Origin of the sequence: Bradyrhizobium sp. F1.13.3 (assembly GCF_040548265.1) — a bacterium.
Taxonomy (GTDB): Bacteria; Pseudomonadota; Alphaproteobacteria; order Rhizobiales; family Xanthobacteraceae; genus Bradyrhizobium.
Genome location: NZ_JBEPRI010000021.1, coordinates 34,243 through 53,933, shown reverse-complemented (window position 1 = coordinate 53,933; position 19,691 = coordinate 34,243). Strand labels below are relative to the sequence as shown.

Below are 19,691 nucleotides of genomic sequence, written 5' to 3'. Positions count from 1 at the left end.
ATCAACCCTTTGTCGCGCCGGCGGTCAGGCCGGCAATGTAATAGTCCATCAGGAAGGCGTAGATGATCAGCGGCGGGGCCGCGCCCAGCAGCGCGCCGGTCATGATCTGACCCCAATTGAAGACGTCGCCCTTGATCAGCGTGGTGGTGATGCCGACCGGCAGCACGAGCTGGTCGATGGATGTCGTGAACACCAGGGGATAGAGGAACTGCGCCCATGAGACAGTGAAGGCGAAGATGGTCGCCGCGATCAGGCCGGGCAGGGCGACGGGGATGAAAATCCGCGTCAGGGTCTGGAGCCATGAGGCGCCGTCGATGAGAGCCGCCTCGTCCAGCTCCTTCGGGATCGAGGCGAAATAACCGATCATGATCCAGGTGCAGAACGGCACGGTCAGCGTCGGATAGATGAACAGCAGCACGTACCATCGGTTGAGGAGCGTGATGCCGGTGATGTCCTGGACCGCTGCGAGCATTTTGAACAGCGGAATGAACAACAGGCTGTCCGGAACCAGGTAGGTCAGAAAAACACCGGTCGCGAGCGTCGTCGAGCCCCAGAACTTCATCCTTGCCAGCGCGAAGGCCGCAGGAATGCTGATCAGCATGGTGACGCACACAACGACGATGGAGACGACCGCCGAATTCCAGAAGAAGCGCAAAAACTGGTTCGACGTCAACAGCTCGACGTAGTTCGCCAGGGTGGGATGAAATACCCACCAGGGATTGGTCGCCGCCGAAATCTCCGCGCTGCTCTTGAGGGAAGTGATCAGCATGTAGATCGGCGGGACGAGCGAAAAAATCGCGAACAGCACCAGGAAGAAGTAGGACCAGCGCAGCGCCCAGGTCCGATCCCGGCTCATGCTCCGGTACTTGACCTTGCGCGTGGGACCGCCCTTGTCGATTGCAAGCGTGCTCATCAGGCTTCGTTCCCACGTTTGTTGACATCGCGCAGGATGAAGATCGCCGCGACTGCGAGGATCGGTACCATGAACAGCGAGACGCATGCGCCGAGCGGAATATCGCTGCTCTGGATTCCGACTTGGAAGGCCCAGGTGGCGAACAGATGCGTCGAATCCAACGGGCCGCCCGAGGTCAGGATGCGCACGATGTCGAAATTGGCGAAGGTGACGATCAACGAGAACAGCGTCGTGATGGCGATGATGTTGCGCATCATCGGCAGGGTGATGTGCCAGATCTTCTGCCACCAATTGGCGCCGTCAATGGCGGCAGCCTCGTAGAGCTGGTCCGGCACCGATTTAAGCGCGGCCAGATACATGATCATGAAGAACGGTGCGCCGTACCAGACGTTGACGAGAATGACGGAGAAACGGGCCCAGAAGGTGTCGCCAAGCCAGGGAATCGGGCCGACACCGAAGAACGACAGCGTGTAGTTGAAGGCGCTGTAGGAGGGATCGAACAGCCACAGCCAGGCCAGGGTGCTCATCGCCGGCGGGATCACCCAGGGCACCAGCAGCATGCCGCGCCACTTGCGCTGGCCCTTGGCCGGAAGGTTGTGGACGAAATGAGCGACAATGAAGCCCATCAGCGCTTTGAAGAACACCGCGGTGAGGGCGAAGATGCAGGATTGCCTCACCACCATCCAGAAGGTGTCGCGCTTGAACAGGAAGGTGAAATTGCTCAAGCCGACGAACTTCTGCATCGACTTGTTCAGCGTGGCGAGATGCATCGAGTAGAAGGCAGGATAGAGCACGAACAGCGCGATCAGGAGAATCAGCGGCAGCGTCAGGAAGAACGCCATCGTCGACTTCCGCCGGAGTGCATTTTTGAGGCTCGCCCGTTTGCGCGGGCTCGCGGCACGGACGGAGCGAGCTTGCTGAACGACGACATCGGCCATGGTCAGACTTTCTTACGGGACGTTAGAAAGGGAAGCCGCCCGCATCGGTCGGCATCCCTTGGAAGGCGATGGAAAGGGTGAATCCCGGACGGCTCACGCGCGAACGCGTGAACCGCCACGGCACATGCCCGGCATCAGCTCCGCATGAAGCCTTCGCACTCGCCCTCGGCCCAGGCGAGCGCCTGCTCGATGGTCTCGCCCCGTGCGTAACGCAGCACCAGTTTGGTCAGCGTCGCCTGGGAGTAGATCTGCTGTGCGATCTTCGGCGGCGCCGGCGAGGCCGCGATCGACATCGTCTGGCGGCCATGTGGGTCGGGATAGCTATAGAGCGTGCCCTTCGGCGGCCCTTCCTCAGCCCACGTCTTCAGCTTCGTCATGTTCGCGAAAGCCGGGAGATCGTAGCCGCCGCTCGCCGCGACGAACTTTTCGATCGATGACGGTTGCGACAGATGGGTCAGCAGGCTCTTGGCGGCTTCCTTGTTCTTGCCGAACGCCCAGACGCCCCAGAAATACGGCAGGAAGGGTGCAAAACGGCCCTTCGGACCGGCCGGCATGCCGTGCGTCCAGCATTGCTCGGCGACTTGTGGTGCGTCGCGTTTGGCGACGGCCCATGAGCTCGGCGGATTCAGGATCAGTGCACCGCGGCCTGAGATCAGCCATTTGTTGTTGGACGCATCATCCCAGGAGGCCGCATCCGCCGGAAGCACCGCGATCAATTTCTTGTAGAATTCGAGAGCCTGACGCACGGCGTCAGTCTTTACGGTGATGTCGCCCTTGGCGTTGACGAGCTCGGCGCCGAACGACTGGAAGATCGCGCCAGCGGTATCGACGCTGTCGGTGGTCTCGCCGAGTCCGATCCCGAACGGGACGCCGGCCTTGTTGCAGGCTTCGGCGGCCTTGAGAAAGGCGTCCATCGTCCAGTTCTCGTCCTTGGGCACGCCACCGGCCGGATACATCTCCTGAACGTCGATGCCGGCATGCTTCTTCATCAGGTCGATGCGCGAGCAGGGGCCCTTGATCTGGCTGCCGACGGTGGCAGGGACGGCAAGCCATTTGCCGCCGGCCTGGCCGAGATATTTGGTCGTGCCGTTCACCTCGCCGTTCTGCTTGATGATCGGCTCCATGATGTCGCTGACCGACTCGAGCTGGTCCGCATAGGCGTGCGGCCACCAGGTCGGCATCTGGAGAATGTCGTGACCGGATTTCGCCTGCGCCTCGGCGGCGACGGTCAGTTCGAGCTTCTTGTTGTTGCTGGTGATGTAGTCGATGGAGACCTCGACCTTCTCCTTCGCCGCCCATTCGTTGACGAGGTCGGTGGAGGCCTTGTTGGCGCCCGGCACCCAGTGGTCCCAGAAGCCGATCGAGAGCTTACCGGCGGCGTAGGCGCCCCGGACATAGGGCGCCGTGATCAGCGCCGCAGAGGACATTGCAGTGGCAGCCACAAATTGACGTCGCGTCAGTGTCTTGCGTGACATCTCGTTTCCTCGCTTGGGTGTTTTATTGTTCTGGCGTTTCCTCTGAACTCTTCCGAGTTCTACTTTTGATTTTGTTTTTGAAAGTTTCTTGTTCGACGTTTCTTATTGATGCCGTCGGCTTCGAAGGCAAATTGGTAGCGCGATCAGATCATGATTGATGGCGTCTGTCGAGAAAGCCGAACGGCTTGCGCCTAGAACTAACGTTGTGTCCGGGAACGCGGCAGTGCGCTCGATGGTCGTGCGCGGGCCATGAACCACGCTCGGCCGTTTTGCGACGCACACTTTGCGCCGTCCGCCCGGGCGATACATGCGCAAATACGCCGCAGTTTCGAATAAGCCTGCATAAGCGCCTCGCGCCAAACACTTTTCGGGCGTGGATAGCATTTGCGGCGGCTAGACCTCGAAGCGGTGAAAACGATAGAGTTGCAACTGGCGAGGGGTTCTCACCCCCAACAGCCCGACAAATCGAGATGGAGACCAGAATGATCAACCCGGCGCCTCCCGCGCGGCTTAACCTGCGACGATGGTTCGCGCTGGGGTCCGTTCTCGTGATGTTGCTCGGCGCAGCCGCGGTGGCGAACGCTCAAGGCCTGGTCAAGGGGGTTCAGGAAGGAGCCGCGGCGGGGAACAAGGCGGCTGGTCCGGTCGGCGGCGTGCTCGGCGGCGCGATCGGCGGTGTGGTCGGTGTCTTCACCGGCGTGCTCGGCGTTGGCAATAATGGCAATCAGGCGCCTGCCGCCAAAGATCCGAGCAAGGACTCGAGCAAGGACGCTGCCAAGGACGCCAAGCAGGGTGCCGGCAAGGACAAGGACGCCAAGAGCGCCAAGTCAGGCAAGGGCGCCAAGGCGAGCAAGGAGGCGAAGAACGCGCCGCAGGACAAGGATGTCACGGTCCTCACCCAGACCGGCGCGCCGCAATTGACCGCCGACCAGATCGTCACCAACAGCGACTCCTACATCGAGCGGATCAAGGCCGAACTGAACCTCACGCCTGACCAGGAGAAGCACTGGTACGGCTTCTCGAGCGCCATGCACTACCTCGGGCATAACGGTGCCGAGCGGCTCAACCTGCGGGTTGCGCGCGCCAAGCGGGATCCGCCCGACGACATCGTCGAGCAGATGCGCAACGAGGCCCAATTCCTCATCGACCGCGCTGCCGACCAACGCAATGTCGCCGACGCCGCCGAGCCCCTCTATTCGAGCCTCGATGACAAGCAAAAGCAGGTCTTCGTACAGGAGATGGTGCGGCTCAGCCACGAACGAGGACTGGATTGATCAAGTTGAATCGGATCGGGCGCGTTTGAATTAACGGCCCCCGCCACGAAGTCGTGAATCCTCTTCGCGATTCGGTTATGATTAGCTTCGGAAGCTGATTGCGGGGTTGATATGGCGGACGGACTCTCCGTTTTCCTGGTCGAAGACGAGACGTTGATCCGGATGATGATGGCGGACATGGTGGAGGAACTCGGCCACCACGTCGCCGCGGAAGCGGACAATGTCCGGGACGCCAGTGCTTTCGCCATGACCGCGCAGTACGATCTTGCGATCCTCGACATTAATCTCAAGGGCCTCTACGTCGATCCGGTCGCCGACCTGATCGAGCGCCGCGGCAAGCCGTTTCTGTTTGCCACGGGCTACGGCCCGGAGCTGCTGCCATCCTTGCTCCGGCGTCGGCCGATCCTGCGCAAGCCGATTTCGATCGATCAGCTCAAAGCGATGATCGATTCGATGTTTCCGGAAGCAGCAGCGAAGACGCCGCACTGAGACCAAAACAGAAAATGGCCGCCCGTCAGGGCGGCCATTCGCGACGGAATTCGTCGCGGTCTCACATCAGGCCGGCGCCGAGATCGATGCCGCGCGCCATCAGGCCGAACGAGGCGACCAGGCCCGTGCAGCAAAACAGCAAGATGGTCTTGAACGAAGAATCGGCCAAACGCGTTTCGATGGTGGCCGGCATCGCGGCGATCGAAATCATGCTCATGTTCATTCCCCCCTTTGTTGCCCCTGAATTGGATCAGGTAAGGGAACTCCTACAGCAAAAAGTTTGACGCGAGCTTTCGAGGGATCGTTAACGTAATCGCAATCGATCCCGCATTTTCAGGCACTGGAGCGCGATCACTCGTTCAGTGGCGCCCGTTCTTCAACACCGTAGCGATGGTATGGGCTGTCATGGCGGCGCGGTCCGAAGCGCGCTGGGCGGCGAGGCGGTCACGCGCCTTTTCCTCGATCAAGAGCTCGATCAGCGCCAGCCGCTTGCCCTCGTCGTCCGCCTCGAGCAGCAGGCGGTGATAGCGGTGATAGTCGAAACCCAAATCCTGCTTACGCATGTCACGCCCCCGCAACTACGCCACACACAAGCCAGGATTGTTTCTCATCCGAGACGTGCGCGCAAGCATGATCCCGCTTCGGGCGCGCGTGCTCGTTAATCAGCTGTGAATTACTCGAACTCGCGCGAACGGAGACGCGCGCCGTTAAGGCTGGTTGTGCTCCGCGAACATCGTCAGGCCGAGGAAACTCGCATCAGGTTTCGTGACCAGCCTGGTCGGGATGTTGCGCAGATAATCCTGGAAGCGTCCTTTGGCTTCGAAGCGCGCCCGGAATGCGGAGGCTGCAAGGAACTCGGGAAAGCGCGGCACGATTCCGCCGGCGATATAGACGCCGCCGCGGGCACCGAAGGTCACCGCGAGATTGCCCGCGACCGAGCCGAGGATGGCGCAAAACATCTCCAGCGTCGCGCGGCAGAGCTCGCAACTGCCCTCCAACGCCGCCTTCGTAATGGCGGCGGCATCGCGATGCGGCACCTGAGCGCCTTCCACCTCGGCCAGCGCCTCGTAGAGGCTTTGCAGGCCGGAACCGGACAACGCGCCACGCTCGATGGAGACGTGGCCGAGCCGTCGGCGCATGCACGCGATCACGCGTTCCTCGCGCTCGTCCTCCGCCGGCAAGGTGGCGTGGCCGGCCTCGGTGACGACGGCCAGACGTGAGCCGTGGCGCTCGACCAGGCAGGAAACGCCAAAGCCGGTTCCAGGGCCAACCACCAGCAACGGCTCTCCGGGAAGGCCATCTTGTCCGCCGAGCGGGATCAGGTCGGCGGGCTGCAGGGCGGGGAGGGACCAGGCCACCACTTCGAAATCGTTGAGAACATGGACGCTGTCGAAGCCCAGGGCCGGCTGGAGCTCATTGCCGTCGATGACCCACGGGCTGTTGGTCATGACGCAGCGGTTGTTGGTCACCGGGCCCGCGACGGCCAGCACGGCCCTTGGGGGCGGTTTGCCGTCGGAGTGACGCACGAGAACATCGGCAATGGCTTCCCGGACGGTCGGAAAGTCTGCCACTTTGACGTAGTCGATCGGTCCGGTCTGGTTGCCCTGACTGAGCGCGAAGCGCGCATTGGTGCCGCCGATATCGGCGAGAAGAATCTGTCCTGTCTTGCCGATGGTCATGTCCATATGGCTGCCGCAGCCCTTTTGGCTGCGGGAACCGCTTCCTCCGCTCTATCCGATCGCAAGTTGCGAACGGCTTATCAGAATCCGTCCCCGGGTGGATCTAGTCAACACGCATGAGCCCAAACCGTTGCATCCCGGGACCGACGGGGGCATTTGCGCAGATGGCCGCACCTGCGGGTGGTTGCGAAGGAGCGCGGGAAGATCGACACTGGAGACGTGCGTTCGGCGCCGGTCGCGCGGGATGGCCTTTAATGGACCTTGCGATGAAGATTTCCGACCGGGACGTGTTGCTGGTCATCGACGTGCAGAACGATTTTTGCACGGGCGGGGCGCTCGCGGTGCCCGGCGGCGAGAAAGTCGTCCCCGCCATCAATCGGATCGCCCAAAAATTCGCCAATGTGGTGCTGACGCAGGACTGGCATCCCCGCGATCATGTCTCCTTTGCGCCGAACCATGCGGGCAAACAGCCGTTCCAGACCATCGTGCTTGACTACGGCGTCCAGGTGCTCTGGCCGAGCCATTGCGTCCAGGGCACGGCGGGCGCTGAATTTCACCGCGATCTCGACGCCGCTCGCGCAAGTCTGGTGGTGCGGAAGGGGTTTCGGCGCGGCATCGATTCCTATTCGGCGCTGTTCGAGAACGACAGGAAGACGCCGACCGGCCTGCTCGGATATTTGCGCGAACGCGAGTTGAACACCGTCTTCGTGGCGGGCCTCGCGTTCGACTTCTGCGTCCGCTTCTCGGCGGAGGATGCGCGCAAGGCGGGGTTCGAGGTCGCCGTCATCGAGGACGCCTGCCGCGGCATCGATCTCGACGGCTCGGTGGCAGCGACCCATCAGAGTTTTCGGGAGCGCGGTATTTCGCTCGTCAGCTTCGAGGCCTTCCTGTGAGCGCCGTGAGATAGCCATGGCGGAGAAGACCGGAAAACAGCAGCGCGCACCGGGGCCGGTCCCCGATGACCCGCTGCTGTGGCCGTTCGCAGCGGCTCGGCTTGCCATGGACGCCTGCTTCGGATGGCTCGAGCGCGGCTCGCCGGAGCCGACCGATAGCAGCCTGCCGTGGACCACGCCCAACTCTGTCGCGCTGGAGCTTGCGACCATGCGCCTGCGCGATTGCACGCGGATGGGGTCCGGCCAGCCGGCACTGGTCTGCGCGCCCTATGCGCTGCACCGGGCCCTGATCGCCGACTTCGCCCCCGGCCACAGCGTGCTGCAATCCCTACAAAATGGCGGCATCGACCGGGTCTATCTTACCGACTGGCGCTCGGCCGCACCCGACATGCGCTATCTCTCGATCGACAGCTATCTCGGCGATCTCAACGTCGCCATCGACGAGATCGGCGCGCCGGTCGATCTCGTCGGCCTGTGCCAGGGTGGCTGGCTGTCGCTGCTCTATGCGGCGCGCTTTCCCGCCAAGGTGCGGCGGCTGGTGCTAGCAGGCGCGCCCGTCGACCTCTCGATCGACTCCAGGCTGTCGCAGCTCGCCCGCAACGCGCCGGCGATGGTCTACGACCAGCTCGTCGCGCGCGGGGGCGGCAATGTCAGCGGCGAGGAGATGCTGCGTGTCTGGTCGAAGGCGCCGAGCCGCGACGATATCGCGACGGCGCTGCAGAGAGACCTCTCCGGCGAGAAGGGTGCGGCGCTGCTGGCACGGTTCGAGCGCTGGAACGCCGAGCCTCTCAATCTGCCCGGCACCTATTATCTCGAGATCGTCAATTGGATTTTCCGGGAGAACCGGATCGCGCGCGGCCAGTTCACGGCACTCGGCCGCGTGACAGATCTGAAGGACGTCAAGGCGCCGGTCTTCCTTTTGGGCGGGCTCGATGACGACGTCGTGCCGGCTGCGCAGGCGCTCGCCACCGCCGGCTTGCTCGGCACCCCACCGGCCTTCATCACGGCGACCTCCGAGCCCAGCAACCATCTTGGCCTGTTCATGGGCGCGCGGACCCACGCTCATGCCTGGCTCCGGATCGCCGAGTGGCTGCGCGATGATCTGCCCGGCACGCTGGCGCGCAGCGCCTGAGACTGCCCCCAAAGGGTCGCGGCGCCGGGCAGCGAAGCTGCAAATCCGTTATGCATGCCGTTGAAGGGCCTGCACGGGGCCATGTCGATGGGTTAAATGGAGTCCAGAGCTGGCGGAGGCCGGTCGCGACGAGACAAAGGGACTGTGCTCGATGAGTTTCCACTCGATCTATGCCCACGGATTTGCGCGTGTGGCGGCCTGCGTCACCACCTCTCATGTGGCCGATCCCACCGCAAACGCGGCTGCGGTTCTGGCGACGGCGAAGGACTGCCACGCGCAATCGGTGGCGGTTGCCGTGTTTCCCGAGCTGTGCCTGTGCGGCTATGCGATCGAAGATCTGGTGAAGCAGGATCCGCTGCTCGATGCAGTCGAGCGCGGGCTCGTGGCCATCGTCGAGGCATCCTCGTCCTTGATGACCGTTTTGATCGTTGGCGCGCCGCTGCGCTTTGGCAATCGGATCTACAATTGCGCGGCCGTCATCCATCGCGGCAAAGTCCTCGGCGTCGTGCCCAAGAGCTACCTGCCGACCTATCGCGAATTCTACGAGGGACGGCATTTCGCCTCCGGTGCGGGCATCGTCGGAGAGATGGTCGCCTTTGGCGGGCTGCATGCCCCGTTCGGCATCGACCTCCTGTTCGCGGCCGACGACGTTCCGGGCCTGACCATCGGCGTCGAGATCTGCGAGGACATGTGGATCCCGGTGACGCCAGCCTCCGAGCTCGCGCTCGCGGGCGCGAGCGTGCTGATCAATCTCTCGGGCAGCCCGATCACGATCGGCCGCGCCCGCTCGCGCGCGCTCTTGTGTCAATCGACTTCGGCCCGCTGTCTCGCAGCCTACGTCTATTCCGCGGCCGGGGCAGGGGAATCGACCACCGATCTTGCCTGGGACGGCCAGACCTCGATCTACGAAAACGGCGTGCTGCTGGCCGAGGGCGAGCGGTTCCGGCAGGGCGGCCAGATCACGCTGGCTGATGTCGATCTGGACCTGCTCAGGCAGGAACGCGCGCTGATGGGAACGTTCGACGACAATCGCCGGCAGCGCGAGGCCTTCTTCCGGAAAGTCGGCTTCGCCCTGAAGCCGCCGGCCGCCGATATCGGCTTCCTGCGCAAGGTCGAGCGCTTTCCGTTCGTGCCGAGCGACGAGAGCTTGCTCGAGCAGGACTGCTATGAGGCCTACAACATTCAAGTCGCCGGCCTCGTCCAGCGCATGCGGGCGACCGGCACCAAGCGCGTCGTCATCGGCGTATCGGGCGGGCTCGATTCCACCCACGCCCTGATCGTCGCTGCCAAGGCCGTCGATCTTCTTGGCCTGCCGCGCGAGAACATTCTCGCCTACACGATGCCCGGCTTTGCCACCGGCAGCGAGAGCAAGACCAATGCGCTGGCGCTGATGACGGCGTTGCAGACGAGTTGGCAGGAGCTCGACATTCGCACCACGGCGACGCAGATGCTGAAGGATATCGGTCATCCCTTCGGCAAGGGCGAGAAGGTCTACGACGTCACATTCGAGAACGTGCAGGCGGGCCTGCGCACGGACTATCTGTTCCGGCTAGCCAACCATCATGGCGGCATCGTCATCGGAACCGGCGATCTCTCCGAGCTCGCGCTGGGCTGGTGCACCTACGGCGTCGGCGACCAGATGGCGCACTATAATGTCAACGCCGGGGTGCCGAAGACGCTGATCCAGCATCTGATCCGCTGGGTGATTGCCTCCAAGCAGTTCAGCGACGACGTCAATCGGACGCTTGGCTCGATCCTGATTGCTGAAATCTCGCCTGAACTGGTTCCGGTCGAGCCCGGCGAGAAGCCGCAAAGCACGGAAGCCTCCGTCGGTCCCTACGAGCTTCAGGATTTCAACCTGTTCTACACGCTGCGGTTCGGCATGCGGCCGTCGAAGATCGCGTTCATGGCGCTGCAGGCCTGGAAGGACGTTGCCCAGGGCGAATGGCCGCCGGCGTTCCCGACCGATAGGCGCAAGGCCTATGATCTCAAGGAGATCCGCCGCTGGCTGGAGGTGTTCCTGCGCCGCTTCTTCGCTTTCAGCCAGTTCAAGCGCTCGGCGATGCCGAACGGCCCCAAGGTTTCGGCCGGCGGCTCATTGTCGCCGCGGGGCGACTGGCGTGCGCCGTCGGATTCGAGCGCGGCGGCGTGGCTTGAAGATCTCGAACGGAATGTGCCGAACTGATCGGGAGGTGAGCGATGTCGGCCGGCGATGGGCCCGAGCAGGGCGGCAACCCAAAGAAGGTCCTCAACGGCCTTTACATCTTTGAGATTGAGATGCGCGACGGCAAGCGCGGCCAGGCCAAAGGCGTCGTCGTGCTCTGCGATGGCCGTATCATGGGCGGCGACAGCTATTTCTATTACACCGGCAGCTACACGTTCCGGAACGGGAAATGGCGCGGCGATATGACCGTCAATCAGCACACCGAGGCCGTTGGCAAGCCGCTCGCGTTCGGTGGCAGGGAAGTGACCTGCGGCTTTTCAGGCGACTATTCCGCCGACGGCGCCGAAGTCGAAGGCATGGCGCTGGTTGGCAAGACCAGCGTGACATTCACGGCGCGGCTCACGCTGAAGGACCCGATGTGAGACCCGCCTGAAATGTGAGACCCGCGTGATCGGCCCTCGTTCCTGGTCAGGAACCTTCGCACCCATAGAACGTTCGCGTCTGTTGTTGCGAATTTCCGAGGAGAGGGACCATGCGCAAGCACTTGATGTTATCGACCGCAGCTATCGGACTGATGCTTGCTTCCGGCATCGCCTACGCCCAGGCGCCCGGTGAGCGAAGGGACGAGCCGAGACGGACCGAGGAGCCAGCGAAAGGCGCTGCGCCGCAGCGCGGCGGCGCCCAAGAGCACGTTCAAGAGCGTGTTCAAGAGCGCGCGCAGGGCGCCCAGGAGAGATCGCAGGGCGCCGGCCGCGAGGAGAAGGGCGGCGCTGCCAGGCAGGACGCGAGTGACGACAAGCGCCAGCCGGCCAGTTCTGCCGAGCGCAACCAGCCGAAGTCGAAGGATCAGGCCCAAGACTCCCGCGAGCCCTCCCGGGAGCCTTCGCGCGATCGCAACCGCGACGCCGAGAACACCAAGCCGGGACGCGACAGCAAGAGCAGCGCCGAGACGAAGCAGGATAAGTCCGCGCCGCAGAAATCAACGGCGGAGTCCGAGAAGTCCAAGTCCGGCTCGACTGGCCAGCAGAACGAGCGCCCGGGCACGGCGGCCAACCAGAACGAGCGCAACCAGACCCAGCCGCCGCGCAATGCGGCCGAGCAGCAGCCGCCGGCGCAGCAGAACAACCGACCGGCCACCGCCACCGACACAAACCGGACGGCCCCGACCAACAATGCGCAGACCGCGCCTGCCACCTCGGGCACGCAGACCAATCAAGCCAATCAGACGACCCAGACCAACACGCAGGTCAATCAGCAGACCCAGGTGACGTCCGAGAAGCAGGTGCGGATCTCCGAAACGGTGAGCCGCGCACGCCTGGCGGAGCCGGAGCGTAATCTGAACATCTCGATCCGGGTCGGCGAGACCATTCCCTCGCGCGTGCGCCTTCACAGGCTTCCGCCCGAGATCGTCGCGATCGAGCCCGAGTATCGAGACTACGAGTATTTCTCAACGGGTGACGAGGTCGTCATTGTGGAGCCGCGGACCCATCGCATCGTCAGCCAGGTGCCTCGCGATCCGTCGCGAGCCCGCGCCCAAATGAGCGGCGGCACCTCATCGAGCATGGCGGCCGCCGGGGACAGCGCCGGGGGCAGTAATGTGAACTGCCAGATCATGCGGCGTGACGCGTCGGGCAATGTGGCCCAGGCAGAACCCTCGACCGTAGGCTCGACCGCGCGAACCGATTCCCTGAGCGTGACGGTCCAGATGCCCGGCGGCGGCTCGTCCGCGCCGATCGCCCTCGGTGCTCCCGCGGGTAACATCGTGGTGGCGACGCAAGGGCAGGGCGACTGCACGGTGACGATCGAGCCGCAGACGCGTTAAGAAACACCCACAAAACGACTTCGCGCCGCACGGCTGATCAAGCCGGCGGCGCGAAATCACGTTCAATCTTGAAAGTCCCGAGGTCCGGAGTGCCTAGGAGTCCGGACCTCGTAACCTTGCCTCAGCCTTTGATCCCCCCGCCCCATGTGGTCCCCCAACCCCATGTAGCGCGATCAGAGGGTGATGCCCTTGGAAGGCCGCCGATCGATGTCCCGCGATGTACGCGACATCGGAATAGGATTCCATTCCGGATCACTACGGACTCGAACGCGCTTGATCCGCGCCCGGATGCATGCGTCTGCACGCGCCGCAATCGCATTGCCTGAATTCGATGCACGCGATCGCCGGGATGTCCACATCTCCTCAGCGCTTCGGAACCTGCATTTCACCGGCCTGTCATTGAACTGGTCTAGCGCTGCTCCCGTCATTGTTGACGGCCGAGGAGCAAGTCATGTCGAAGCCGGTACTGGGCGCCGCATTGTCCATCAAATCGATCCCTGCGCATCGCGACTGGCTTCTCGAACGGCAGCGCGACCTCGAAATCCAGGATTTCTTTCGCGCGGATCTGCTCGATAGCGATTGGCGGAGCACGGCCGGCGAGATCAAGCAGATGCTTTCGGGCCATACCGGCCGGCTCGGCATCCACGGCCCGTTCTGGGGCTTCAAGATCGACAGCCACGATCCCATGATCCGTCAGGCGGTGACCCGACGTCTGCTTCAGGGGTTGGATGCCGCCGAGTTCCTCGGCGCGACGCAGATGGTGATCCATTCGCCGTTCACGACCTGGGACCACAACAATCTCGATCTCCATCCAGATAATCGCGTGAATATCGTCGAACGCGGCAAGGCGACACTCGCCGAGGTGATTGTGCGCGCCGAAACCATCGGCTGCGAGATCGTGATCGAGAACATCGAGGACAAGGATCCGCGCGATCGCGTGCGTCTCGCCAAGGCGATCGAAAGCAGCAAGGTGCGCGTCTCCCTCGACACTGGCCACGCCAACTACGCGCACATCTCCACCGGCGCGCCGCCGGTCGACTACTATGTCGAGACCGCCGGCGACATGCTGACGCATGTCCACCTGCAGGACACCGATGGCTTTGCCGACCGGCACTGGGCCCCGGGCGAAGGCAATATCCCGTGGGTGGCCGTATTCCGCGCGCTGGGCCGGCTGAATTCCAACCCCCGCCTGATCCTCGAACTTCGCAATCACGACGACGTCCGCGCCGGCGCAGCCCATCTCGCCGCGCTTGGTCTCGCCGAATAACCGCATCATCCAGGGCAGGGGTTCCCGTCATGAGCAAGCTTACCCGTCGCACCATTCTGAAATCAGGCGGCGCTGCCGCAAGCACACTGCTTCTGCCGCGTTTTGCCATCGCGCAGGCCGACAACCGTCCTTCGGTGACGATTGCCGTCCAGAAGGTGACCAATTCGAACGTGCTCGACGTGCTGCGCGAGCAGTCCAATGTCGGCGAGCGCGTGTTCTTCTCGTCGATCTGGGAAGGCCTGATCTCCAAGAACTGGCGCGGCAGCCTTGAGGCCGTGCCGGGGCTTGCCACCGAGTGGCGCCGTATCGACGACCAGACTGTGGAGGTGAAGCTGCGCCAGGGCGTCAAATTCCACAATGGCGACGAGCTGACGGCCGAGGACGTCGTCTTCACGTTCAGCCGCGAGCGTATGTTCGGCGAGACCGAAGCCAAGAGCCGCAGCACCATCCAGGCTTTCGAGAAGATCCCGACGCCGCGGCCGGGCAAGGAGCTGCCGCCTGATGTTCCGGCGGTTGCACGCCGGATCTGGCCGGATCTCGTCCGCGTCGATGCCGTCGACAAGTACACGGTGCGCTTCTACAACGCGACGCCCGACGTCACGATCGAGGGCCGGCTGTCGCGCTACGGCTCCGACATCGCGAACCGTCGCGCCTGGGCTGAATCCGCGAGCTATCTCGACTGGGCGCGCAAGCCTGTTACCACAGGCCCCTACAAGGTCGTCGAACTCAAGCCCGACGTGTCGCTGACGCTCGAAGCGCACGACGAATATTGGGGCGGTCGTCCACCGCTCAAGCGCATTCGCTTCCTCGAGGTCCCCGAGGTCGCGAGCCGCATCAACGGCCTGTTGTCGGGCGAGTACCAGTTTGCCTGCGACATCCCGCCAGACCAGATCGCCGGCATCGAGAAAAATTCAGCCTTCGAAGTGCAGGGCGGCACCATCCTCAATCATCGCCTGACCGTATTCGACAAGAACCACGCCCAGCTCGCCAATCCGCTTGTAAGGCGCGCCTTCACCCACGCGATCGACCGCCAGGCGATCGTCGACAGCCTGTGGGCCGGCCGCACCCGCGTCCCGAAGGGCCTGCAGTGGGAGTTCTACGGCGACATGTTCAATGCCGACTGGAACGTGCCGGCCTACGATCCCAAGCTGGCGCAGGACCTGCTGAAGCAGGCGAACTACAAGGGCGATCCGATTCCCTATCGCCTGCTCAACAATTACTACACCAACCAGGTCGCGACCGCGCAGGTGCTGGTCGAGATGTGGAAGTCGGTCGGCCTCAACGTCCAGATCGAGACCAAGGAGAATTGGTCGCAAATCATGGAACGCGCGCCGACGCGCGCGGTACGCGACTGGTCGAACTCGGCCGCCTTCAACGATCCGGTGTCCTCGCTGGTTGCCCAGCACGGACCCAACGGCCAGCAGCAGCAGATCGGCGAGTGGACCAATGCCGAGCTGAACACGCTTTCGGAGTTCCTGGAAACCTCGATCGACCGGGCCGCCCGCAAGAAGGCGTTCCGCCGCATGCTGGAGATCGCCGAGCGCGAAGACCCAGCCTATACGGTGCTGCACCAGAACGCGACCTTCACGGCCAAGCCGAAGTCGATCAAGTGGAAGGCGTCGCCGGCGTTCGCGATGGATTTCCGCGCCGGCAATTTCGAGGCTTGATCGGTGACGCCGCTGATCAGCATCAGGGACCTCAGTGTCGCCTTCCACGGCGTGCCGGTCCTGCGCGGTGTCGATCTCGCCTTGCACAAGGGCGAGGCGCTCGGCCTCGTCGGCGAGTCCGGATCCGGCAAGTCGGTGACGTGGCTTGCGGCACTCGGGCTCTTGCCGCGGAATGCCCGCGTTTCGGGCTCCGTTCGTCTCGAGGGTTGCGAGATCCTTGGTGCGCCGGCCGCCGAACTCGACCGTATCAGGGGCGGACGCGTCGCGATGATCTTCCAGGACCCCGCGAGTGCACTCAATCCCGTGCTGACCATCCGCCGGCAGCTCTGCGAGTCCCTGGCGCTGCATCGCGATCTCTCGGGCGGCGCGGTGAAAGCGGAAGCGCGGCGGTTGCTCGATCTCGTCGGCATCCCCGACGCGGCGCGCAGGCTCGAAGCCTATCCGCATGAGTTCTCCGGCGGCCAGGTCCAGCGCATCATGATCGCGATGGCGCTCGCCGGAAATCCCGACCTGCTGATCGCGGACGAGCCGACCACCGCGCTCGACGCCACCATTCAGGCGCAGATTCTAGAGCTGCTCTCGACCATCCGCCACGAGATGGGCATGGCGATGGTCCTGATCAGCCATGACCTCGGCGTGGTCGCGGAAAACTGCGACCGCGTGGCCGTGATGTATGCGGGCCGCATCGTCGAGGAGGGGCCGGCGAACCAGCTCTTCGCCGATCCCGTCCATCCCTATGCGCAGGGCCTGATCGGCGCGTTGCCTCCGCTCGACGGGCCGAGGCGCCGCCTGACCGCCATTCCCGGCACCGTGCCCGATCCCGCGAGGATGCCTGATGGATGCGCCTTCGCGCCGCGTTGTGCGCTCGCAGAGGCGCCGTGCGGCGTTGTGGCCCCAACCCTCGCGCCGATCGCGGCGGATCGCGCCGTTGCCTGCGTCCGCGCCGAGGCTTCGCGTCGCGCGCTGCTCGGGATGGCTGCCGAATGAGCAGTCCGCTCGTCGACGTTTCCGCGATTTCGCGCAGCTACAGCATGCGCTCCGGGATGTTCGGCCGAAGTGCCGCGGTTCATGCGGTCGATGGCGTGTCGCTGACAATCCGCAAGGGCGAAACGCTCGGCCTCGTCGGCGAGTCCGGCTCGGGAAAATCGACCACCGGCCGCATCGTGCTCGGCCTCGAGCCGCCGGATCAGGGCGAGGTGCGGTTCGACGGCAAGCCGATGGCCACGCCCGGAACGACCGCATGGCGTGCGCAACGCGCGCACATGCAGATGATCTTTCAGGATCCGCTGGGGGCGCTGGACCGGCGGTTGCCGGTCGCCGCCCAAATCCGCGAGCCCTTGGACATTCACGGCCTCGGTACGCCCCTCGAGCGCGAGGAGCGTGTCCGCGAATTGCTGCGCGCGGTCGAACTGACACCCGCACATGGCGCGCGCTATCCGGGTGCGCTCTCCGGCGGACAGCGCCAGCGCGTCGTGCTGGCGCGGGCGCTGGCGACAAAGCCGGATTTTCTCGTTTGTGACGAGCCGGTCAGCGCGCTCGACGTCTCGATCCAGGCGCAGGTGGTGAATCTGCTCGCCGATCTCCAGGCGCAGCTTGCGCTGACCCTGCTCTTCATCAGCCACGATTTGCGGGTGGTCCGGCAGATCAGCAATGTGGTGGCCGTGATGTATCTCGGCCGCATCGTCGAGATCGGGTGCGCCGATGATCTGTTCGCGCGGCCGGAGCATCCGTATACCCAGGCACTGGTTTCTGCATCGCCCGCGCCGGGTCGCCGCAGCGCAGGCCGCATCGTGCTGGCGGGCGATCCGCCGAACCCGGCGGCCCGTCCCCAGGGCTGCGCCTTCCATCCGCGCTGCCCGCGCGCGATCGCGCGTTGTGGCAGCGAGGTGCCGGCGCTGTCCAACGTCGGCGGCAACAGGCAAGTCGCCTGTCATCTCGTGACCGGGCCGCAAGTCGAGACGCGGGACGCGGCGTGATGGGACGCTATTTCGCCATTCGCATCGGACGCGCGGCGTTGACGATCGTGCTCGTCGTCACCTTCGCCTTCGTGGTGCTGCGTCTCTCGGGCGATCCTGCTTTGATGATTTTGGGACCGGAAGCACCGCCGGAGGTCCTCGCCGCCTTCCGCAAGGCGTGGGGCCTCGATGATCCCATCTGGTTTCAGTATCTCGACTATTTTGGCGCGATCGCCAAAGGCGAGCTCGGCCGTTCCATGCGTGACGGGCGGCCTGCGATCGAGCTTGTGCTGGAGCGAATACCGGCAACGCTGGCGCTGACGCTGCCGGCCTTCGCATTCAAGGTCGCGCTCGGCATTCCCGCCGGCATCTACGCCGCGCTGCATCGGGGTTCGGGAATCGACCGCGCGGTGATGATGACGGCGGTCGCCGGCTTCACCGTGCCGAGTTTTGTACTGGCGCTGCTGCTCGTGCTGGTTTTTGCCGTGCAGCTCGGCTGGCTGCCCTCGGGCGGGCAGGACAGCTGGCGTCACGCCATCCTGCCGATCGTGACACTCAGCCTTGGCGGCGCCGCGGTGCTGGCGCGCTTCACGCGCAGCGCCATGCTGGAGGTACTGGGCCAGCCCTATATCCGCACCGCCTCGGCGAAGGGCGTGCCGTGGCGAAAAGTCGTGACGTCGCATGCGCTGCCGAACGCGGCGATTCCGACCGTTACCATTCTGGGCTTCATGGTGGGCACGCTGATCGCGGGCGCGGTCGTGGTCGAGAGTGTGTTTTCGTGGCCGGGGGTAGGGCGCCTGCTCGTCGTCGCCGTCGCCAACCGCGACCTCGCCGTCGTGCAGTGCATTCTGTTGCTGGTGGCGATGACCATGGTCACCTCGAACCTGATCGTCGACTTCCTCTACGGCTTCCTCGACCCGCGGCTGCGCGCCAAAGGAGCGCATGCATGACTGACGCGACGCTGAAGGACACGTCTGTCCGCCGCCGCATGAGCTTCCCGGCGATCCCGGTCTCGGTCGCCGTCGCGATCGGCTGGATCGTCGCGATGCTGGTGATCGCGGCCTTCGCCGAGAAGATCGCCCCCTACGGCTATACCCAGCTCGACCTGCGCAATCGTCTCGCTACACCCGGCAATGTCGCGCACTGGCTCGGCACCGACGAGCTTGGCCGCGACGTGCTGTCGCGGCTGCTCGTCTCGATCCGCATCTCGCTCCTGATTGCGTTCGGCGCCACCGCAATCTCGGCCATCGTCGGCACCACCCTCGGCTTCCTTGCCGCGCATTTCCGCGGGCCTGTCGAGCAGCTCGTGCTGATGCTGTCCGACTTCCAGGCCAGCATGCCCTTCCTGATCATGGCGCTCGCGGTGCTCGCCTTCTTCGGCAACTCGCTGCCGCTCCTGATCGGCCTGATGGGATTCTTCGGCTGGGAGCGTTACGCCAGGATCGCGCGGGGACTTGCCATCTCGGCCAATGCGCAAGGCTATGCGGCGGCGGTCCGCCAGCTCGGCGCGACGCCGGCGCGGATTTACCTCCGGCATATCCTGCCCAACATCGCCTCGACCCTGATCGTCTCGACCACGCTGGTCTTTCCCGAGGGGATCCTGATGGAGTCGGGCCTGTCGTTTCTCGGCCTCGGCGTGCAGCCGCCGATGACCAGCCTCGGCAACATGGTCGGCTACGGCCGCGAGTACCTGACCCGGGCGCCCTGGATCATGCTGGCGCCGGCCACCACCATCGTGGTGACCACGCTGGCGGTCTCCGTGATCGGCGACTGGCTGCGCGACCGGCTCGATCCCGAGCTGCAATAATGCTTCTGCATGCCCGGCTTGTCCCGGCCATCCACGATCTTTTCCGCGGCATCAAGAACGTGGATGCCCGGGACAAGCCCGGGCATGACGGCTGAGATCGCCTGTGCTCCCGCGCCGGGAGCAGGGGAGGCCTGCGCAAGGCCGATCAGGCCCGGTCGGGCCCAAGTTCCCGTTGCGCGCGTTCCCCCCGTGCGCTATCCGGCCGGAAAGGCCTGA

The 19,691-nt window shown here is 64.3% G+C and carries 19 protein-coding genes; 13 read left to right on the top strand and 6 right to left on the bottom strand.

Features of this window, described 5'->3' with window-relative positions; all coding sequences use genetic code 11:
- Window position 1 precedes the first annotated feature (1 nt).
- The 3 genes from ABIB66_RS36990 to ABIB66_RS36980 form a co-directional block, all read right to left on the bottom strand.
- A complete protein-coding gene (locus ABIB66_RS36990) occupies window positions 2–913 on the bottom strand; it encodes a carbohydrate ABC transporter permease (protein ID WP_027517994.1) in 912 nt (303 codons plus the stop codon).
- Window positions 913–1,851: a carbohydrate ABC transporter permease gene (locus ABIB66_RS36985; RefSeq protein WP_275171099.1), complete on the bottom strand. Its 939-nt coding sequence runs from the start codon at window positions 1,849–1,851 to the stop codon at window positions 913–915. Before ABIB66_RS36985 ends, ABIB66_RS36990 begins: the two co-directional genes overlap by 1 nt.
- A gap of 134 nt (window positions 1,852–1,985) precedes the next feature.
- Complete coding sequence (locus ABIB66_RS36980; RefSeq protein ID WP_354059404.1) at window positions 1,986–3,326, bottom strand: ABC transporter substrate-binding protein; 1,341 nt, start codon at window positions 3,324–3,326, stop codon at window positions 1,986–1,988.
- 482 nt (window positions 3,327–3,808) lie between these two features.
- On the opposite strand from ABIB66_RS36980, the gene ABIB66_RS36975 reads away from it, so the two are divergent.
- Complete coding sequence (locus tag ABIB66_RS36975; protein ID WP_354210013.1) at window positions 3,809–4,600, top strand: Spy/CpxP family protein refolding chaperone; 792 nt, start codon at window positions 3,809–3,811, stop codon at window positions 4,598–4,600.
- Between the two features lie 111 nt (window positions 4,601–4,711).
- On the top strand, window positions 4,712–5,089 hold the full coding sequence (locus tag ABIB66_RS36970) for a response regulator (protein WP_354210012.1): 378 nt from the start codon (window positions 4,712–4,714) through the stop codon (window positions 5,087–5,089).
- A gap of 61 nt (window positions 5,090–5,150) precedes the next feature.
- Here the strand turns inward: ABIB66_RS36970 and ABIB66_RS36965 are convergent, their stop codons facing one another.
- From ABIB66_RS36965 to glk, 3 genes are all read right to left on the bottom strand, one after another.
- On the bottom strand, window positions 5,151–5,306 hold the full coding sequence (locus tag ABIB66_RS36965; protein WP_007590942.1) for a hypothetical protein: 156 nt from the start codon (window positions 5,304–5,306) through the stop codon (window positions 5,151–5,153).
- Window positions 5,307–5,448: 142 nt separating this feature from the next.
- Complete coding sequence (locus tag ABIB66_RS36960; protein WP_018457896.1) at window positions 5,449–5,652, bottom strand: hypothetical protein; 204 nt, start codon at window positions 5,650–5,652, stop codon at window positions 5,449–5,451.
- Window positions 5,653–5,796: 144 nt separating this feature from the next.
- Window positions 5,797–6,768, bottom strand: coding sequence for a glucokinase (glk, locus tag ABIB66_RS36955; protein WP_354210102.1), 972 nt, complete (start codon window positions 6,766–6,768; stop codon window positions 5,797–5,799).
- Between the two features lie 254 nt (window positions 6,769–7,022).
- On the opposite strand from glk, the gene pncA reads away from it, so the two are divergent.
- The 11 genes from pncA (at window position 7,023) to ABIB66_RS36900 (ending at window position 19,475) form a co-directional block, all read left to right on the top strand.
- On the top strand, window positions 7,023–7,661 hold the full coding sequence (gene pncA / locus ABIB66_RS36950; protein WP_354210011.1) for a bifunctional nicotinamidase/pyrazinamidase: 639 nt from the start codon (window positions 7,023–7,025) through the stop codon (window positions 7,659–7,661).
- Between the two features lie 16 nt (window positions 7,662–7,677).
- The gene (locus ABIB66_RS36945) at window positions 7,678–8,793 is read left to right on the top strand and encodes an alpha/beta fold hydrolase (protein WP_354210010.1); all 1,116 of its coding nucleotides are present in this window, start codon (window positions 7,678–7,680) and stop codon (window positions 8,791–8,793) included.
- Window positions 8,794–8,944: 151 nt separating this feature from the next.
- On the top strand, window positions 8,945–10,978 hold the full coding sequence (locus ABIB66_RS36940) for an NAD(+) synthase (RefSeq protein WP_354210009.1): 2,034 nt from the start codon (window positions 8,945–8,947) through the stop codon (window positions 10,976–10,978).
- A gap of 14 nt (window positions 10,979–10,992) precedes the next feature.
- Window positions 10,993–11,379: a GrlR family regulatory protein gene (locus tag ABIB66_RS36935; RefSeq protein WP_354059418.1), complete on the top strand. Its 387-nt coding sequence runs from the start codon at window positions 10,993–10,995 to the stop codon at window positions 11,377–11,379.
- Window positions 11,380–11,489: 110 nt separating this feature from the next.
- Complete coding sequence (locus tag ABIB66_RS36930) at window positions 11,490–12,779, top strand: DUF1236 domain-containing protein (protein WP_354210008.1); 1,290 nt, start codon at window positions 11,490–11,492, stop codon at window positions 12,777–12,779.
- A gap of 451 nt (window positions 12,780–13,230) precedes the next feature.
- Window positions 13,231–14,046, top strand: a complete 816-nt coding sequence (locus tag ABIB66_RS36925) for a sugar phosphate isomerase/epimerase family protein (RefSeq protein WP_354258135.1) — start codon at window positions 13,231–13,233, stop codon at window positions 14,044–14,046.
- 29 nt (window positions 14,047–14,075) lie between these two features.
- Complete coding sequence (locus ABIB66_RS36920) at window positions 14,076–15,713, top strand: ABC transporter substrate-binding protein (RefSeq protein ID WP_275172529.1); 1,638 nt, start codon at window positions 14,076–14,078, stop codon at window positions 15,711–15,713.
- A gap of 3 nt (window positions 15,714–15,716) precedes the next feature.
- The gene (locus ABIB66_RS36915) at window positions 15,717–16,700 is read left to right on the top strand and encodes an ABC transporter ATP-binding protein (RefSeq protein ID WP_354210006.1); all 984 of its coding nucleotides are present in this window, start codon (window positions 15,717–15,719) and stop codon (window positions 16,698–16,700) included.
- Window positions 16,697–17,689, top strand: coding sequence for an ABC transporter ATP-binding protein (locus ABIB66_RS36910; RefSeq protein ID WP_354210005.1), 993 nt, complete (start codon window positions 16,697–16,699; stop codon window positions 17,687–17,689). Before ABIB66_RS36915 ends, ABIB66_RS36910 begins: the two co-directional genes overlap by 4 nt.
- A complete protein-coding gene (locus ABIB66_RS36905) occupies window positions 17,689–18,618 on the top strand; it encodes an ABC transporter permease (protein WP_219684331.1) in 930 nt (309 codons plus the stop codon). The genes ABIB66_RS36910 and ABIB66_RS36905 overlap by 1 nt, the downstream gene beginning before the upstream one ends.
- Entirely contained in the window at window positions 18,615–19,475 is an 861-nt protein-coding gene (locus tag ABIB66_RS36900; protein WP_354258131.1) for an ABC transporter permease, read from the top strand. The genes ABIB66_RS36905 and ABIB66_RS36900 overlap by 4 nt, the downstream gene beginning before the upstream one ends.
- Window positions 19,476–19,691 lie beyond the last annotated feature (216 nt).

Excerpts from the sequence above, each read along its gene's own strand:
- ABIB66_RS36990 (WP_027517994.1), bottom strand. The coding sequence starts at position 913 with ATGAGCACGCTTGCAATCGACAAGGGCGGTCCCACGCGCAAGGTCAAG.
- ABIB66_RS36985 (WP_275171099.1), bottom strand. The coding sequence starts at position 1,851 with ATGGCCGATGTCGTCGTTCAGCAAGCTCGCTCCGTCCGTGCCGCGAGC.
- ABIB66_RS36980 (WP_354059404.1), bottom strand. The coding sequence starts at position 3,326 with ATGTCACGCAAGACACTGACGCGACGTCAATTTGTGGCTGCCACTGCA.
- ABIB66_RS36975 (WP_354210013.1), top strand. The coding sequence starts at position 3,809 with ATGATCAACCCGGCGCCTCCCGCGCGGCTTAACCTGCGACGATGGTTC.
- ABIB66_RS36970 (WP_354210012.1), top strand. The coding sequence starts at position 4,712 with ATGGCGGACGGACTCTCCGTTTTCCTGGTCGAAGACGAGACGTTGATC.
- ABIB66_RS36965 (WP_007590942.1), bottom strand. The coding sequence starts at position 5,306 with ATGAGCATGATTTCGATCGCCGCGATGCCGGCCACCATCGAAACGCGT.
- ABIB66_RS36960 (WP_018457896.1), bottom strand. The coding sequence starts at position 5,652 with ATGCGTAAGCAGGATTTGGGTTTCGACTATCACCGCTATCACCGCCTG.
- glk (WP_354210102.1), bottom strand. The coding sequence starts at position 6,768 with ATGACCATCGGCAAGACAGGACAGATTCTTCTCGCCGATATCGGCGGC.
- pncA (WP_354210011.1), top strand. The coding sequence starts at position 7,023 with ATGGACCTTGCGATGAAGATTTCCGACCGGGACGTGTTGCTGGTCATC.
- ABIB66_RS36945 (WP_354210010.1), top strand. The coding sequence starts at position 7,678 with ATGGCGGAGAAGACCGGAAAACAGCAGCGCGCACCGGGGCCGGTCCCC.
- ABIB66_RS36940 (WP_354210009.1), top strand. The coding sequence starts at position 8,945 with ATGAGTTTCCACTCGATCTATGCCCACGGATTTGCGCGTGTGGCGGCC.
- ABIB66_RS36935 (WP_354059418.1), top strand. The coding sequence starts at position 10,993 with ATGTCGGCCGGCGATGGGCCCGAGCAGGGCGGCAACCCAAAGAAGGTC.
- ABIB66_RS36930 (WP_354210008.1), top strand. The coding sequence starts at position 11,490 with ATGCGCAAGCACTTGATGTTATCGACCGCAGCTATCGGACTGATGCTT.
- ABIB66_RS36925 (WP_354258135.1), top strand. The coding sequence starts at position 13,231 with ATGTCGAAGCCGGTACTGGGCGCCGCATTGTCCATCAAATCGATCCCT.
- ABIB66_RS36920 (WP_275172529.1), top strand. The coding sequence starts at position 14,076 with ATGAGCAAGCTTACCCGTCGCACCATTCTGAAATCAGGCGGCGCTGCC.
- ABIB66_RS36910 (WP_354210005.1), top strand. The coding sequence starts at position 16,697 with ATGAGCAGTCCGCTCGTCGACGTTTCCGCGATTTCGCGCAGCTACAGC.
- ABIB66_RS36905 (WP_219684331.1), top strand. The coding sequence starts at position 17,689 with ATGGGACGCTATTTCGCCATTCGCATCGGACGCGCGGCGTTGACGATC.
- ABIB66_RS36900 (WP_354258131.1), top strand. The coding sequence starts at position 18,615 with ATGACTGACGCGACGCTGAAGGACACGTCTGTCCGCCGCCGCATGAGC.